The organism is Rhodoferax sp. (assembly GCF_037143375.1).
Lineage (GTDB): Bacteria > Pseudomonadota > Gammaproteobacteria > Burkholderiales > Burkholderiaceae_C > Rhodoferax.
In genome coordinates this window covers 21,492-34,627 of the sequence record NZ_JBAWYV010000028.1, presented here as the reverse complement: position 1 = coordinate 34,627, position 13,136 = coordinate 21,492, and the positions used below count along the sequence as shown (strand labels likewise).

Annotated in this window: 15 protein-coding genes; 5 read left to right on the top strand and 10 right to left on the bottom strand. The window is 56.3% G+C overall.

Annotated elements, in window-relative coordinates; all coding sequences use genetic code 11:
• A partial coding sequence (locus WCG50_RS06760) for an alpha/beta fold hydrolase (protein WP_336898820.1) occupies positions 1–401 on the top strand: 401 nt, incomplete at its 5' end.
• Between the two features lie 60 nt (positions 402–461).
• Here WCG50_RS06760 and WCG50_RS06755 read toward each other — a convergent pair.
• Both WCG50_RS06755 and WCG50_RS06750 read right to left on the bottom strand, forming a co-directional pair.
• A complete protein-coding gene (locus tag WCG50_RS06755; RefSeq protein WP_336898819.1) occupies positions 462–1,562 on the bottom strand; it encodes a phosphoserine transaminase in 1,101 nt (366 codons plus the stop codon).
• On the bottom strand, positions 1,559–2,800 hold the full coding sequence (locus tag WCG50_RS06750; protein ID WP_336898818.1) for a hypothetical protein: 1,242 nt from the start codon (positions 2,798–2,800) through the stop codon (positions 1,559–1,561). The genes WCG50_RS06755 and WCG50_RS06750 overlap by 4 nt, the downstream gene beginning before the upstream one ends.
• Before the next feature lie 100 nt (positions 2,801–2,900).
• Here WCG50_RS06750 and WCG50_RS06745 point away from each other — a divergent pair, with 100 nt between their 5' ends.
• Together WCG50_RS06745 and WCG50_RS06740 are read left to right on the top strand one after the other, a co-directional pair.
• Complete coding sequence (locus WCG50_RS06745; protein WP_336898817.1) at positions 2,901–3,533, top strand: chromate transporter; 633 nt, start codon at positions 2,901–2,903, stop codon at positions 3,531–3,533.
• The gene (locus WCG50_RS06740) at positions 3,530–4,126 is read left to right on the top strand and encodes a chromate transporter (protein WP_336898816.1); all 597 of its coding nucleotides are present in this window, start codon (positions 3,530–3,532) and stop codon (positions 4,124–4,126) included. The genes WCG50_RS06745 and WCG50_RS06740 overlap by 4 nt, the downstream gene beginning before the upstream one ends.
• A gap of 19 nt (positions 4,127–4,145) precedes the next feature.
• On the opposite strand, the gene rlmB is transcribed toward WCG50_RS06740, so the two are convergent.
• Positions 4,146–4,913, bottom strand: coding sequence for a 23S rRNA (guanosine(2251)-2'-O)-methyltransferase RlmB (rlmB, locus tag WCG50_RS06735; RefSeq protein ID WP_336898815.1), 768 nt, complete (start codon positions 4,911–4,913; stop codon positions 4,146–4,148).
• 83 nt (positions 4,914–4,996) lie between these two features.
• Positions 4,997–5,683: an ABC transporter ATP-binding protein gene (locus WCG50_RS06730; protein ID WP_336898814.1), complete on the bottom strand. Its 687-nt coding sequence runs from the start codon at positions 5,681–5,683 to the stop codon at positions 4,997–4,999.
• Between WCG50_RS06730 and WCG50_RS06725 the strand changes: the two genes are divergently transcribed.
• On the top strand, positions 5,682–6,371 hold the full coding sequence (locus WCG50_RS06725) for an arylesterase (protein WP_336898813.1): 690 nt from the start codon (positions 5,682–5,684) through the stop codon (positions 6,369–6,371). The genes WCG50_RS06730 and WCG50_RS06725 overlap by 2 nt on opposite strands.
• Complete coding sequence (gene mnmH, locus WCG50_RS06720; protein WP_336898812.1) at positions 6,368–7,444, top strand: tRNA 2-selenouridine(34) synthase MnmH; 1,077 nt, start codon at positions 6,368–6,370, stop codon at positions 7,442–7,444. The genes WCG50_RS06725 and mnmH overlap by 4 nt, the downstream gene beginning before the upstream one ends.
• A 60-nt stretch (positions 7,445–7,504) precedes the next feature.
• Here mnmH and WCG50_RS06715 read toward each other — a convergent pair whose 3' ends face one another.
• The 6 genes from WCG50_RS06715 to WCG50_RS06690 form a co-directional block, all read right to left on the bottom strand.
• A complete protein-coding gene (locus tag WCG50_RS06715; protein ID WP_336898811.1) occupies positions 7,505–7,705 on the bottom strand; it encodes a hypothetical protein in 201 nt (66 codons plus the stop codon).
• 79 nt (positions 7,706–7,784) lie between these two features.
• Positions 7,785–8,663 carry a DUF2189 domain-containing protein gene (locus WCG50_RS06710; RefSeq protein ID WP_336898810.1) on the bottom strand — a complete coding sequence of 293 codons (879 nt, stop codon included), beginning with the start codon at positions 8,661–8,663 and terminating at the stop codon, positions 7,785–7,787.
• 58 nt (positions 8,664–8,721) lie between these two features.
• Entirely contained in the window at positions 8,722–9,924 is a 1,203-nt protein-coding gene (locus WCG50_RS06705; RefSeq protein ID WP_336898809.1) for a PLP-dependent transferase, read from the bottom strand.
• Positions 9,925–9,940: 16 nt separating this feature from the next.
• Positions 9,941–10,465: a phosphoribosyltransferase gene (locus WCG50_RS06700; RefSeq protein WP_336898808.1), complete on the bottom strand. Its 525-nt coding sequence runs from the start codon at positions 10,463–10,465 to the stop codon at positions 9,941–9,943.
• 87 nt (positions 10,466–10,552) lie between these two features.
• Positions 10,553–11,929, bottom strand: coding sequence for an adenylosuccinate synthase (locus WCG50_RS06695; protein WP_336898807.1), 1,377 nt, complete (start codon positions 11,927–11,929; stop codon positions 10,553–10,555).
• Between the two features lie 11 nt (positions 11,930–11,940).
• Entirely contained in the window at positions 11,941–13,089 is a 1,149-nt protein-coding gene (locus tag WCG50_RS06690; RefSeq protein ID WP_336898806.1) for an ATP phosphoribosyltransferase regulatory subunit, read from the bottom strand.
• Positions 13,090–13,136: the final 47 nt, after the last annotated feature.

Below are 13,136 nucleotides of genomic sequence, written 5' to 3'. Positions count from 1 at the left end.
AAGTGGCGCTGGTGGGTCACAGCATGGGTGGACTGGTGATTCGGGCCTGGTTGCGTGCGCAGGGCGATGCCCGAGTGGCGCGTGTCATCACGCTGGGCACGCCCCATGCCGGCACGCAAATACTGCCGCACCCCAGCACCCCCAACGGCCAACAAATGGCTTGGCACAGCGACTGGTTGCAAACGCTGGCCGCCAGCGAATCTGCGGCCACGCTGAGCCTGATCCGCATTGGGCTCACGCAACAGGACAATATTGTTTTCCCGCAACTAGAACAGGTGCTGGAAGGGGTACCGGTCACGGTGTTCAAGGGACTCGGGCACCTTGCGCTTTGTTTGGACAGCGCCGTCGCCGCCTGGGTTCTTCAACAACTTGAGGGTGGGTCCCGTACATCGCCAAATTAACGAATTCCCGTCAAGTGCTCAAGCGCTCAGGCCCAACCGTGAGCTCGTTATGACACCGATTCAGGAGCGCTGGGCCCTTTGAAAGTCTTCCATGAACCCCAGCAGTTTTTCAACAGCGGTCAAGGTCAAAGCGTTGTAAATAGACGCCCGCACGCCCCCAATGGCGCGGTGACCACCCAGACCCGAGAAACCGGCCGCAGTAGCCTCGGCCAGAAATTTTCTTTCGAGTTCTGGCGTTGCCAGGTTGAACGCCACATTCATCAGCGAGCGGTCTTGCCGGTCAGCGCGCCCCCGGTAAAAACCATCGCTTTGGTCGAGTTGGCGGTATAGCAAGGCCGCTTTGCTGCGGTTGATCTGGTCCATCTGTGCCACGCCGCCGATATCCTGGAGCAACCAGCGCGTGACCAGCAAGATCACATAAATAGCAAAAACGGGTGGCGTGTTGAGATTGGAGTGCGCCTTGATTTGTTGACGGTAGTCCAGAAAACCGGGAAGATTGGTGGGCGCGTCGGCCAACAATTCGTCACGCACCAGCACCACGGTGACGCCTGCGGGGCCAATGTTTTTTTGCGCATGGGCGTAAATCAGCGAAAAACGCTCGGCTTCACAGGGGCGTGACAAAAAATCCGAGGACATGTCACAAACGCGGGGCACATCGTCGCGGCCCAGCACCCGGTGAAACTGCAGGCCCTCCACCGTTTCGTTCGACACATAGTGGATGTAAGGCGCCTCCGCTGAAAACGCCAGTTCATCGTCCTGTGGCAGGTGCCGAAAAGCACACGACTCACCGCTCCATGCCACACTCATCGGGCCTTCACGCGCCGCCTCTGGCAATGCCTTGCCACTCCAATAACCGGTGTGGAGGTACTGTGCAGGATGTGTCTTGCCGCGCAGCAAGGTCATGGGCACCATCGAAAACTGTTGGGTGGCGCCGCCTTGCAAAAGCAGCACATGGTAATTTTCTGGCAGACCCAGCAGGGTTTTAATATTGCGCTCAACCTCTGCCACCACGGCGGCAAACCAGTCGGAGCGGTGGCTGATACCCAGCACCGACAAGCCAATTTCTGGCACCGCCAGCATCGATTCCTGGACCTGCTGCAAAACGATCTCAGGCAAAACGCCGGGGCCACCGGAAAAATTAAGGCTATTAAGTAGCTTCATGGGTTTTGACGAGGTTGTGCCGCACTGAGGCGAAAAAGGTAGTCCCGAAACGCATTTTTCACCTTCAGCATATGTACTTGCTTGTAGGGGAACTGGGCCTCCAAGTCCATAGCGTGGACGACCATAGCATGGTCAATTTCAAACACCAGAAGTTGTCCATCCGGGGTCTGCGCGCAATCAATGCACAGGTAGTCGAGATGGGTGCGCTGGTAAATCGCCGTGAGGGCGTCACGGTGTCGCTCTACGAAGTTCTCAAAGTCTTCCATGAATGCCAGTTCTTCTTCGCGCTTCCAGGCTTCTTCGTACATACCGGCATTGACGTAATGAACCATCCAGTTGGATGAAACCGCCATGTGACAGACGAATGGCACGCCATCAATCAGGGCCACCCGGATTTTTCGAAATCGACCGTCCGGACCGCTGTAATCGATAAAACGGGAAACATAAATGTCTTGCGCATCGACCCGAGACAAATAACTCGCAACGTCAGCGGGGCTGGTGATTTTCTCCAGATCGCGCCCGGCCTGCGAACCAACCGGACGCAAAATAATCGGGAAGTCGCAGCCTTCAAACTCATCTGAAAGCGTGGAGTCGCCCGCTGCAATGGCTTGTAAAACCGCCCGAGATCCGCGCAGGGTGGGCGGCATCAACACGCCGGGTGCATTGAGCAAAAGGGCACTCGCCACATCGCGGCCAACCACGGCAATATGCCGCGCGGCATTGACAACCGGATGCGGCCATTCACAAAGTAAGCGGTCCAACGCTTGTAGCAGGTCGTGGTTTTCTTCAGACTCGCTCATCGCCACCATCAGCACATCATGCGCAGGCAGAGGCACGGCAAAGGGGTCTCCCGGGGTGAGGTAATACAAATCCAGGTCGATATCGCTGTTTTCCAGCAGGCATTCGAGCGGCGTGTTGGCAGCCAAGTCGCCCGCCTGCATGAGCATCAGCAGGCGACAGCGGGCGGGCTGATCGGCGGCAGGGAGGTGGTAGGTACGCTGGAGCGTCAAGGCCTGCGCCTGCATGGCCAGGCCCAACTCTCGCTGGCAAAGACACTGCATGAGAATGGACAAATTCATCCACAGATGGGCATCCTCAGGGTGGTCATGCGTCTGCGCCAGCATGTCCTGGCCGAGACGCTGGATATCGAGGCCCGCAATGCTCATCCGCAGGAAGGGCGCCAGCCCAAGGTAGGGCGTTTCTGTGGGGTTTGGGGAGGTTGAGGTCGTGATGTTCATAAAGCAAAAATATTTTAGCCTTCGCAAAATTAACCTTGTACCGCACTGCACTGCGGGTTGACGACAACTCTCTGCCTGAGTCTCACCCGATAATTATTGAATGTCGCATTCAGAAAACCCAGAAGACAACTCAGCAGCCAACCAAGCGGTTAAAAATTCAGCCCATCCCACCTCGTTAAGCGACCTGTTTTGGTCTTTTAACAAACTTGCCTTGCAAGGCTTTGGCGGAGTGGTGGCGGTGGTGCAGCGCGAGTTGGTTGAAAAAAAACAGTGGCTGACCCGCGACGAGTTTCTGGAAGATTGGGCCGTGGCCCAAATACTGCCCGGCCCCAATGTGGTCAACCTGTCGCTGATGATCGGGGACCGTTACTTTGGCATTCGCGGGGCCTTGGTGGCCCTGGCGGGCATGTTGGTGTTTCCGCTGCTGATCGTGTTGGCGCTGGCCGCCCTCTTTGCCGGCGTGGGGGACTCTCCCGGAATTCAAGGTGCGCTGCGCGGCATGGGCGCCGTAGCAGCCGGCATGATTGCCGCCACCGGACTCAAACTGCTCGCAGCATTTAAGACAAATGTGATGGGAGCCCCCGTATTTATTGCGCTGGCAGCTACTACTTTCATAGCTATTGCGATTTTGAGAGTGCCCTTGGTCTGGGTGCTGCTGGGCGTGGGCGGCGTGGCCAGCGGCTGGGCCTATCGACAACTGGGTCGGGTAAATGCGAAAGCACCCACGCCATGACCCTCACCTTGAATCTGGCCGACTGGCTGGCCCTGCTGACGCATTTTTTGTCGCTGTCCTTGCTGGCGATTGGCGGCGCCATCACCACCGCACCGGACATGCACCGCTTCCTGGTCGAGCAGCGGCACTGGCTGAGCGACAGCCAGTTCACATCCTCCATAGCCTTGGCACAGGCGGCACCGGGGCCCAATGTCTTGTTCATCGCATTGCTGGGCTGGAATGTGGGCATGAACGCCGGGGGTGGCGTGGCAGGCGGTGGTGTGGCCTGGGCGTATGGCGCGCTGGGCGTGGGCATTGCCATGATCGGCATTTTGTTACCCAGTACCACTCTGACCTTTGCAGCAACGCGCTGGGCTCACCAAAACCGGGATCTGCGCGCCGTGAGGGCCTTCAAGCAAGGCATGGCCCCCGTGGTGATAGCGTTGCTGATGTCGACCGGGTGGATCCTGTCCGCCAGCCATGACCCCTCTCAAAATCAAGGGCGCTTGTGGCTGGTCTCAGGGGTTAGTGCTTTGCTGGTGTGGCGCACCCGGTTGCATTTGCTGTGGATATTGGCAGCCGGTGGATTGCTGGGGTGGTTTGGCTGGGTTTGAGGCCCAACAACAGACCGATTCAAGTGCGCTGGCGCACGGCTTCGTACAAACACACACCGCTGGCGACCGAAACGTTGAGGCTCTCGACCGCACCGCGCATGGGAATGCTAACCAGTTCGTCACAGGTTTTGGCGGTGAGTTGGCGCATGCCGTCGCCTTCGGCGCCCAGCACCAGCGCCACCGGGCCTTTGAGGTCGGCCTGGTAGATGGTTTTGGTGGCCACGTCGCTGGTGCCGATGATCCAGATGTTGCGTTCTTTCAACTCGTTCAAAGTGCGCGCCAGATTGGTCACCATGAAATACGGCACGGTCTCGGCCGCACCACTGGCGACTTTGGCCACTGTGGCATTGATGCCGGCGGCGTTGTCTTTGGGCGCAATCACGGCGTGCACACCAGCACCATCGGCCACCCGCAGACAGGCGCCGAGGTTGTGCGGATCGGTCACACCGTCCAGCACCAAAATGAGCGGTTGCTCGCGCTCGGCCAGGGGTTTGTCGAGTTGAGCCGCTTCAAGACGCTCCAGCAGTTCGTCCAGCGAATGCACCTGGGGCAGCTCTTGCACCCGGGCTGCCACGCCCTGGTGACCGTGGCCACCGCACAGCTTGGCGAGCCGATCACCGTCTGACTCGATCAGGCGGCAACCAAACTCTTTGGCTTTGTCAATGAACTGGCGCATGCGGGCATCGCGGCGCGTGGGCTCGAAATAAATCTCGATGATGGACTTGGGCGCCGTTTTAAGACGCACACCGACGGCATGAAAGCCGAATAAAACTTTGGATGAAGACATGGCAGCATTATCGCGGCTTGAGGTGCGCTATATATTAAATAGCTGCTAACTTTAGCAACACGGGGGCTACAGGCCAATTGACCTTAAATTTCAACAATCTCTGGCAGCACGCGCCCGGCCTCGATGGTGATGGAGCGGACGCAACGCGCCGCAATAGCGCGGTCGTGGGTCACCAGCACCAGCGTGGTGCCTAACTCGCGGTTGAGGTCAAACATCAGTTCCATGATCTTTTCACCGGTGGCGAAGTCCAGGCTTCCGGTCGGTTCATCGGCCAGCAACACGGCCGGTTTGACCACAAAGGCGCGGGCCAACGCCACCCGCTGCTGTTCACCCCCACTCAAAACCTTGGGGTAATGACCCAGGCGTTCCGACAGACCCACCCGCGCCAGCATCTCGGTGGCGGCTTGTCGCGCATCGCGCCGATCGGCCAACTCCAGCGGCAGCATCACGTTTTCCAGCGCGGTGAGGTTGCCTAGCAATTGAAAGCTCTGAAAAACAAAACCGACCTGTTGGGCTCGCAAGTGCGCACGTTGGTCTTCGGTCATGGCAAACAGGTCTTGCCCCGCCAGCCGAACCGTGCCGCGCGACGGTGTATCGAGACCGGCGATGATCGAGAGCAAGGTGCTTTTTCCAGAACCCGAGGCGCCCACAATGGCAACAGTCTCCTTGCGGTTCAGCACAAAATCAATATCGCGCAAAATGTCGAGCGTGCCGGTTGAGTCGGTCACGGATTTAAATACGTGCTCGACAGAAATAATGGATTCAGACATGGGACTTTCTTTGTATCGACGTAACTTTGCCAGAAGACACTTTATCGTGGTGGGCTTAATCAGTGCCGCGGCGGGGATATCAACGGCAGGGGGTGCTGCAACCGCAGGGCTGAAAAGCAGAACCTTCAAAACCAAAACCATTCTGGTGCTGGGCGACTCGCTGAGTGCCGAGTATGGCCTTAAACGGGGCAGCGGATGGGTGGCTTTGCTTGAACAGAAACTCAAGACTGAAAAAAATCCAGCGGTCGTGGTGAATGCCAGCATCAGTGGCGATACCACCTCGGGCGGACGCTCCCGACTGGCGGCCTTGCTTGAAACACACCAACCCAGCCACGTGATTATTGAACTGGGTGGCAACGACGCCCTGCGCGGTCTAGCCTTGGAGCGCTCGCAAGAAAACTTGACCCAAATGACCCAAACCGCCCAAAAAGCAGGCGCTCGCGTGCTGCTCTTGGGCATGCAAGTGCCGCCCAACTACGGCAAAGACTATGCGGCTCACTTCTCAGCGGTCTTCGCTGAAGTTGCCCAGCGCAACAAGGCAGCGCTGGTGCCCTTCCTGCTCAAAGGGATTGCCGACCAAGCTGACAGTCTCAAGCTGTTTCAAGCGGACCGTATTCACCCCAAAGAAGAAGCTCACCCCATCATTTTGGCCAACGTGTGGCCGGAACTACAGAAAATATTGAAATGAGTTTTACCCATCTTCCTGCTTCCGAACTCATCGGTCGGCTCCATGAATTCGACACACTGATCGACGCCCGTAGCGAAGGCGAGTTCGCTGAAGACCATTTGCCCAGCGCCGTTAACTGGCCCACGCTCAACAGCCAGGAGCGCCATGACATCGGCACCCTTTATAAACAGGTCAATGCCTTTGAGGCCAAGAAACGTGGCGCCGCCATGGCCGCGCGCAATATTGCCAGCCACATCGACCGCGAGGTGATTGATAAACCAAAAGACTGGAAGCCACTGGCGTATTGCTGGCGTGGCGGTCAGCGTAGCGGTTCACTGACACTCATCCTGTCACAAATCGGTTTTCGTGTGACCTTGATTGAGGGCGGCTACAAGGCATTTCGGGCTGCTGTGGTGCAAGATATTCCCCGGTTGGTAAGCGGATTGGAGTGGCGCGTGATTTGCGGCACCACGGGTTCCGGCAAAACCCGACTTCTCAAGGCGCTTGCCGCTGAAGGCGCACAAGTGATTGATCTGGAAGGACTGGCCAACCACCGCAGCTCGGTGCTGGGCGCCATTCCGGGCTTGGCCCAGCCTACGCAAAAACGCTATGACACACTCGTCTGGGATGCCTTGCGGCAGCTCGACCCCTCGCGCCCGGTATATATCGAGAGCGAAAGTAAAAAAGTGGGGAACGTCAGCGTGCCAGAGTCATTGATTGAAGCCATGCGCAGCAGCGTTTGCCTCAATCTGGTGCTGCCCGATGCTGAACGGGTGGCGCTGCTGATGGAGGACTACGACTTCTTTGTGAGTGATGTCGATCATTTTTGTGATCGACTGCAGGTCTTGGCTGAATTCAAAGGCAAGGCCGTGGTGGATGCCTGGATGGCATCGGTGCGGGCGGGGAATATTGAACCGGTGGTGCAGGAATTGCTCACGCATCACTACGACCCGGTTTACCTGCAGTCCATGCGGCGCAATTTCAAACAATTTGAAGACGCAAAAATAATAGCCCCCGAAGACCATTCAATGGGGGCTATGACTCGATTAGCGAAAAAGATGATTGGCTTGACCGACAGCCTCGCGCCTGTTTAGAAAGCGGCGAAGGTCTATCCGGGTAGCTTGTGACTGACGAGTTGGACAAGCCGGGTACGGTCAGGGCTGTGCCGCTTCGGAACCTGGTTCAGAAGACTCGGATGGCTCTGCAGATTCTGCACCTTCATTTTCATCAGTTGACTCGTCCTCAGCGCCCTCGCCTACTTTGCGGTCGGCTTTGTGCTTGAGCTTGTCTTCTTTTTTCTTCTTTTTCGCCAGTTCTTTCTGACGCTTTTCGTATCCGTAATTCGGTGTTGCCAAGGTATGCTTTCAATGAGTTAAGAGTCACTTTACCATTACAAGGTCAGTGAACGACAGGCAAAGCGCAATTTTAATTGCATCAGGACGCGGTGGCGGTTTTAGTTGCACTCGGTTCCAGCCAACGCACCGACCCTCGATAGGCATGCCAACTGGCATGTCCCAACCAAGGTCCGATGAACAGCAAGCCGATACCCCAGGGAACCAGGGCTACAAACACCAAACCCGTGAGTAGCATGCCCCACACCAGCATCACGGCCACATTACCAAAAACCACCTCCAGGCTAGTGATGGCGGCAGAGATGGCATCGGTGTCACGGTCCAGAATCATGGGAATCGACACCACGGCCACAGCAAACACCAAGCCGGCAAACACACTGCCAACCACCGCGTAAACAGCCAAAAACTCCCAATTCTCAGGGTTGAAAATGGCTTGAATAACGCCAGTCGTTGAAGGCATGCCCGTGTTAAAAAACACCGCAAAAACAACCAGTGAGGCGCGTCCCCATAGCAACTCCAGAACGATCAAGACCAAAATCAACATGCCCATGCTGCGCAGATGTGGCGTCCAGCAACACAGTGAGCCCCCGAGTTCAGGCGTCTGGCCCAATTCGCGCCGACGACTCACTTCATACAGCCCCAGGGCCAGAAATGGACCGACCAACAAGCAACCGGAGGCGATGGACATGGCGAATTCAGGCTTGTTGCGAAACACGGTACCCAGCACCAAAGACATGAGCCAAAAACAAACGCCGTAAAAAAGGCTGACGCCCTTGGCCGCTAACAGGTCCCGCCAACCCAACATCAGCCAACGAAACGGATCGCCGAAACGCAAGTTAACAATTTCTTTGGGAGGTGCTTCTGAAGGAGGCGGGAAATACGGGGCGGGAGAACCCGACGACTCATTAAATCCGTTTGAATCAAACGATTGAGGAGAAGATGTTTCGCTGGATAAATTCATGGGATTCAGACTATCAAAGTCTTGACCCCAAGGATATTCACGTAAACACTGATCTACATCAAATAAAGTGCAATGCTTGTGACAAATCTTCTTGCAAATCAGCTGAATCTTCCAAACCAACTGAAAAACGAACCAAGATTCCCTGCTTGAGATGCGCGGGCCAAGAACTGCGCATGGAAGCCAGGTCATACGGCACGATCAGGCTCATAGGGCCACCCCAGCTGTAGCCCAAACGGAACAATTTAAGGGCATCACAAAATGAGTCAACCTGCGCTTGGTTGTAGCGCGGATGAAATATCACACTGAACAAACCAGCCGCACCACCCACCCCGTTGTGGCAGACCTCCAGCCAATGGGAATGTCCTGGAGAGTCCACCAAGGCGGGGTGCAAGACCTGCACAAATTCTTCACGCGTCTGGCACCAGTGCGCCAGTTCTCTCGTCACACGATCATGGGCTTGGTAACGAAGCTTGATGCTCGGCAAAGACCGCAACACCGCCTCAGCATCATTGGCACCGACCCCCAACCCCAATCGCATGTGGGTTAATTTGAGCTTCATGTGCAGCGAGGCGTCGCGGGTGATGAGACTGCCCATCAGCACATCGCCGCCACCACTGGGGTATTTGGTCAAAGCGTGCACCGAAATATCAACACTTAATGCCGGGCTGACACCGGGAACAAGGTCAAACGGCGCAAAAGCCAGACCGGCACCCCAAGTGTTGTCCAGCGCCGTCAAAACGCCTTGCGCTTTGCAGATACGCACCTGCTCGCACAGATCCGGGAACTCCAGCGTGACAGAACCTGCAGCCTCCAGCCAGACCAGACGGGTTTTTGGGCTGATCTTGGCCGCCAGGTCAAGCGGATTCATCGGGTCATAAAACTGGTGGGTGATACCCCATGCCTTCAGTTCTCCTTCAGCCAGTGCCTTATTAGGGCCGTAGGCATTGTCCGGAATCAGCACTTCATCGCCCGCACGTAGTAAGGACAACGCAACATTGGCGATGGCCGCCAGACCACTGGGCACCAGAACGCATTGCAAGCCACCCTCGAGCGTGCACAAACGCTCCTCAAGAATGTAAGTGGTTGGTGTGCCGTGCAGTCCGTAGGTATAGGCCGTTTTATCTTTCCACTCGAAGTTGCGCATGGCGGCAACACTGGGGAAGATAACGGTTGAGGCCTTGAACACGCCGGGCTGCGGCGCGGCAAAGCCCTCAGGAGGCGTGTAAGGGTGATGAATCAGCGTGGTGGTGAGGTCTGCCATACAACCCAATCCTGCGTTAAACGCTCCACTTTTGTATCAATTGCTCGGGGCGCAAGGCGTCATAGCCTTCAAAGGGCTGGTGAATCCAGGGGTTGGTGGGCAAAAACTCGACCGAGTAATCCGGCGTGAACATGGACAGTTGCTTGGTCCATATCACGGCGCTACGCAACTCGGTAATAGGCGCGTAGTTGTTCTTGAGTTGATCCATCACGGCGTGGAGCGTTTGACCCGAATCAGCCAGGTCATCCACCAGCAAGACCTTGCCCGCAATCTCACCTTTGGGCGTGGTGATGAAACGCGCAATGTCCAGGTTGCCCTGCACCGTGCCGGCGTCAGAACGGTAAGAACTGGTCGACATGATGGCCAAGGGCTTGTCGAAAACGCGCGACAAGATATCACCCGGACGAAGTCCACCTCGGGCCAGACACAAAATAGTATCGAACTTCCAGCCAGACTGGTGAATTTTGATCGCCAGTTTTTCGATCAGGTTGTGGTACTCGTCATAGCTCACATACAGGTGTTTGCCGTCTTCCGTCAACATGAATATGCTCCTGAATTAATAGCTACTTACGCATGTAGCACGGGGGCTACAGGCTGATTTACCTTAAATTTATGAGAACCTGATCGACTAATCAGCCAGATAAGGATGGCGCACCATGATGGTGTGATCACGGTCTGGACTGGTGGACACCACATGAATCGGCACCCCGGTGACTTGTTCAATCCGCTGCAAATACAGGCGCGCGTTGGTCGGCAGCTTGTCGTACTGGGTGACGCCTACCGTCGTGTCGCTCCAACCTTCCAGGGTTTCATAAACCGGTTTGCAGCGTTCGATGTCATCAGCGCCCATGGGCAGGATGTCAATCAGTTCACCGTCGAGCTCATAACCGGTACACAGCAACAATTCTTTCAGTCCATCGAGAACATCGAGCTTGGTAATGCACAAACCAGTCAGGCCATTGACCTGCGCTGAGCGCTTCAGCAGGGCGGCATCAAACCAGCCACAACGGCGACTACGCCCGGTGGTAACACCTTTTTCAGCACCGATGGTGCTCATGTGATAGCCAGGCGTTCCAGGAACTTCCCAGTCAAGCTCGGTCGGGAAAGGTCCACCGCCAACGCGGGTGCAATAAGCTTTGGTAATACCCAAAATGTAGTGCAACAGGCCAGGACCAACACCGGAACCGGCTGCCGCATTGCCGGCCACGCAGTTGCTGGACGTGACAAACGGGTAAGTGCCGTGGTCGACGTCGAGCAAGGTGCCTTGGGCGCCTTCAAACAAAAGGTTGGCACCTTTGAGGTGGGCCTCGTTGAGCTCACGGGAGACATCAGCCATCATGGGTTTGAGCAACTCGGCGTGGCGCATGGCTTCATCAAAAACCGGCTGAAACAGGACCTGGCCATTGGCCATATAAGGCGCCAGCGTCGGGCCAAAATCAAACGCGGCCGAGCCCAGATAGGTGGTCAAGACATGGTTATGCAAGTCGAGCAATTCATGCAATTTGCGGGCAAAACGTTCGGGGAATTTCATGTCTTGCACGCGCAGCGCACGGCGGGCAATCTTGTCTTCGTAGGCGGGGCCAATACCGCGCCCAGTGGTGCCGATCTTCGCGTTACCGTCTTTCTCGCGAGCCGCTTCGCGGGCGACATCCAGAGCCGCATGAAAAGGCAAAATTAGAGGACAGGCCTCACTGATGCGTAAGCGCGAACGCAATTCGACACCGACTTTTTCAAGTCCTTCGATTTCTTCAAACAGCTTGGCAGCAGACAGCACCACGCCATTGCCGATGTAGCACTTGACGCCGGGGCGCATGATGCCGCTGGGAATCAAATGCAGCGCTGTTTTGACACCATTGATCACCAAGGTGTGCCCGGCATTGTGGCCGCCCTGAAAGCGAACGACACCTTGCGCGCTCTCAGTCAGCCAGTCGACCAACTTACCCTTGCCCTCGTCACCCCATTGGGTGCCCACGACAACGACGTTACGACCTTTGGTTGCATTCATGTAAATATTTCTCAAACAGATTTCACGACCCACTGTCCCGCGACCTGAATTAGGTCGCGATCACAATGGAACTCATCAACTTCGCTCTCATGGCCCGGCAAAACACAGACAACTGTTTCACCTTGCGCGCGCAATGACGCAATGGCCACACGTAAACCAGCATCATCACGCCACGGGGCCTTGATGGCCGCACGCAAAGGCGGCGCAGCTAGCACGCCCACCAGCGCTTTGACATCCAAACTAAAACCAGCAGCGGGGCGATTACGACCAAACACGGCACCAACCTGGTCATATCGACCACCCCGCACCAGCGCATCACTCGCACCTTGGGCGTAGATAGAAAAACGGGTGCCAGTGTAGTAGGCATAACCGCGCATGTCAGCCAGGTCAAAAGTAACGTTGGTACCGTGAAGCTGACTGGCCAACCACTTGAGACTTGACAGCGCTTGCTGCACAGCGGGCAAGGGCTGCAGGTGTTTTCCAGCCTCAACCAGGACTTTTTCATCACCGTAGAGTTGAACCAGGGCCAAGAGACTCTGGCGCACAGAGGGCGCGAAATTTTTGGTCAGCGTACTGAGCTCGCTACTGTCTTTGGCGGCCAGTGCCGAATGAATCTGAGACAGCGCGTCTGATTGAAGAGACTCTCCAGCCAGAAGGGCTTTGATAATGCGGGCATCGGCCATATCGACACTGGGTGACTGAACCTTGGCGACCTTGAGGCCATCAAGCGACAGCAGCAGAGTTTCAAGATCAGCTTCCAACCCGGCATGCCCATAAATTTCAGCACCGAACTGCAAGGGCTCACGCGTGGCATGCGGGCTACCAGGGCGTGTGTGCAAAACTGGCCCGCAATAACAGAGCCGGGTAACGCCTTGGCGGTTTAACAAATGCGCATCAATTCGGGCAACCTGAGGCGTACTATCGGCCCTCAAGCCCATCATGCGACCTGAGAGTTGGTCAACTAATTTAAATGTTTGAAGATCTAGCGCTTCGCCAGCACCGGTCAGGAGCGACTCCAGGTGTTCCAGCAGCGGCGGCATGACCAACTCATAGCCATAGCAACGCGCCATGTCCAACAAGTCGCGACGAAGTTCTTCGATGTGCCGCGCTTCAGAAGGCAAAACATCGGCAATGTGATCCGGCAGTACCCAAGCAGACATGTGATTATGGGAGGCTGTTAAAAACGCGATTTTACCGGGCTTAGACG

Excerpts from the sequence above, each read along its gene's own strand:
- WCG50_RS06700 (WP_336898808.1), bottom strand. The coding sequence starts at position 10,465 with ATGTTGACGGAAGACGGCAAACACCTGTATGTGAGCTATGACGAGTAC.
- WCG50_RS06690 (WP_336898806.1), bottom strand. The coding sequence starts at position 13,089 with ATGTCTGCTTGGGTACTGCCGGATCACATTGCCGATGTTTTGCCTTCT.
- WCG50_RS06740 (WP_336898816.1), top strand. The coding sequence starts at position 3,530 with ATGACCCTCACCTTGAATCTGGCCGACTGGCTGGCCCTGCTGACGCAT.
- WCG50_RS06695 (WP_336898807.1), bottom strand. The coding sequence starts at position 11,929 with ATGAATGCAACCAAAGGTCGTAACGTCGTTGTCGTGGGCACCCAATGG.
- WCG50_RS06710 (WP_336898810.1), bottom strand. The coding sequence starts at position 8,663 with ATGAATTTATCCAGCGAAACATCTTCTCCTCAATCGTTTGATTCAAAC.
- WCG50_RS06750 (WP_336898818.1), bottom strand. The coding sequence starts at position 2,800 with ATGAACATCACGACCTCAACCTCCCCAAACCCCACAGAAACGCCCTAC.
- mnmH (WP_336898812.1), top strand. The coding sequence starts at position 6,368 with ATGAGTTTTACCCATCTTCCTGCTTCCGAACTCATCGGTCGGCTCCAT.
- WCG50_RS06745 (WP_336898817.1), top strand. The coding sequence starts at position 2,901 with ATGTCGCATTCAGAAAACCCAGAAGACAACTCAGCAGCCAACCAAGCG.
- WCG50_RS06725 (WP_336898813.1), top strand. The coding sequence starts at position 5,682 with ATGGGACTTTCTTTGTATCGACGTAACTTTGCCAGAAGACACTTTATC.
- WCG50_RS06730 (WP_336898814.1), bottom strand. The coding sequence starts at position 5,683 with ATGTCTGAATCCATTATTTCTGTCGAGCACGTATTTAAATCCGTGACC.
- WCG50_RS06755 (WP_336898819.1), bottom strand. The coding sequence starts at position 1,562 with ATGAAGCTACTTAATAGCCTTAATTTTTCCGGTGGCCCCGGCGTTTTG.
- WCG50_RS06705 (WP_336898809.1), bottom strand. The coding sequence starts at position 9,924 with ATGGCAGACCTCACCACCACGCTGATTCATCACCCTTACACGCCTCCT.
- rlmB (WP_336898815.1), bottom strand. The coding sequence starts at position 4,913 with ATGTCTTCATCCAAAGTTTTATTCGGCTTTCATGCCGTCGGTGTGCGT.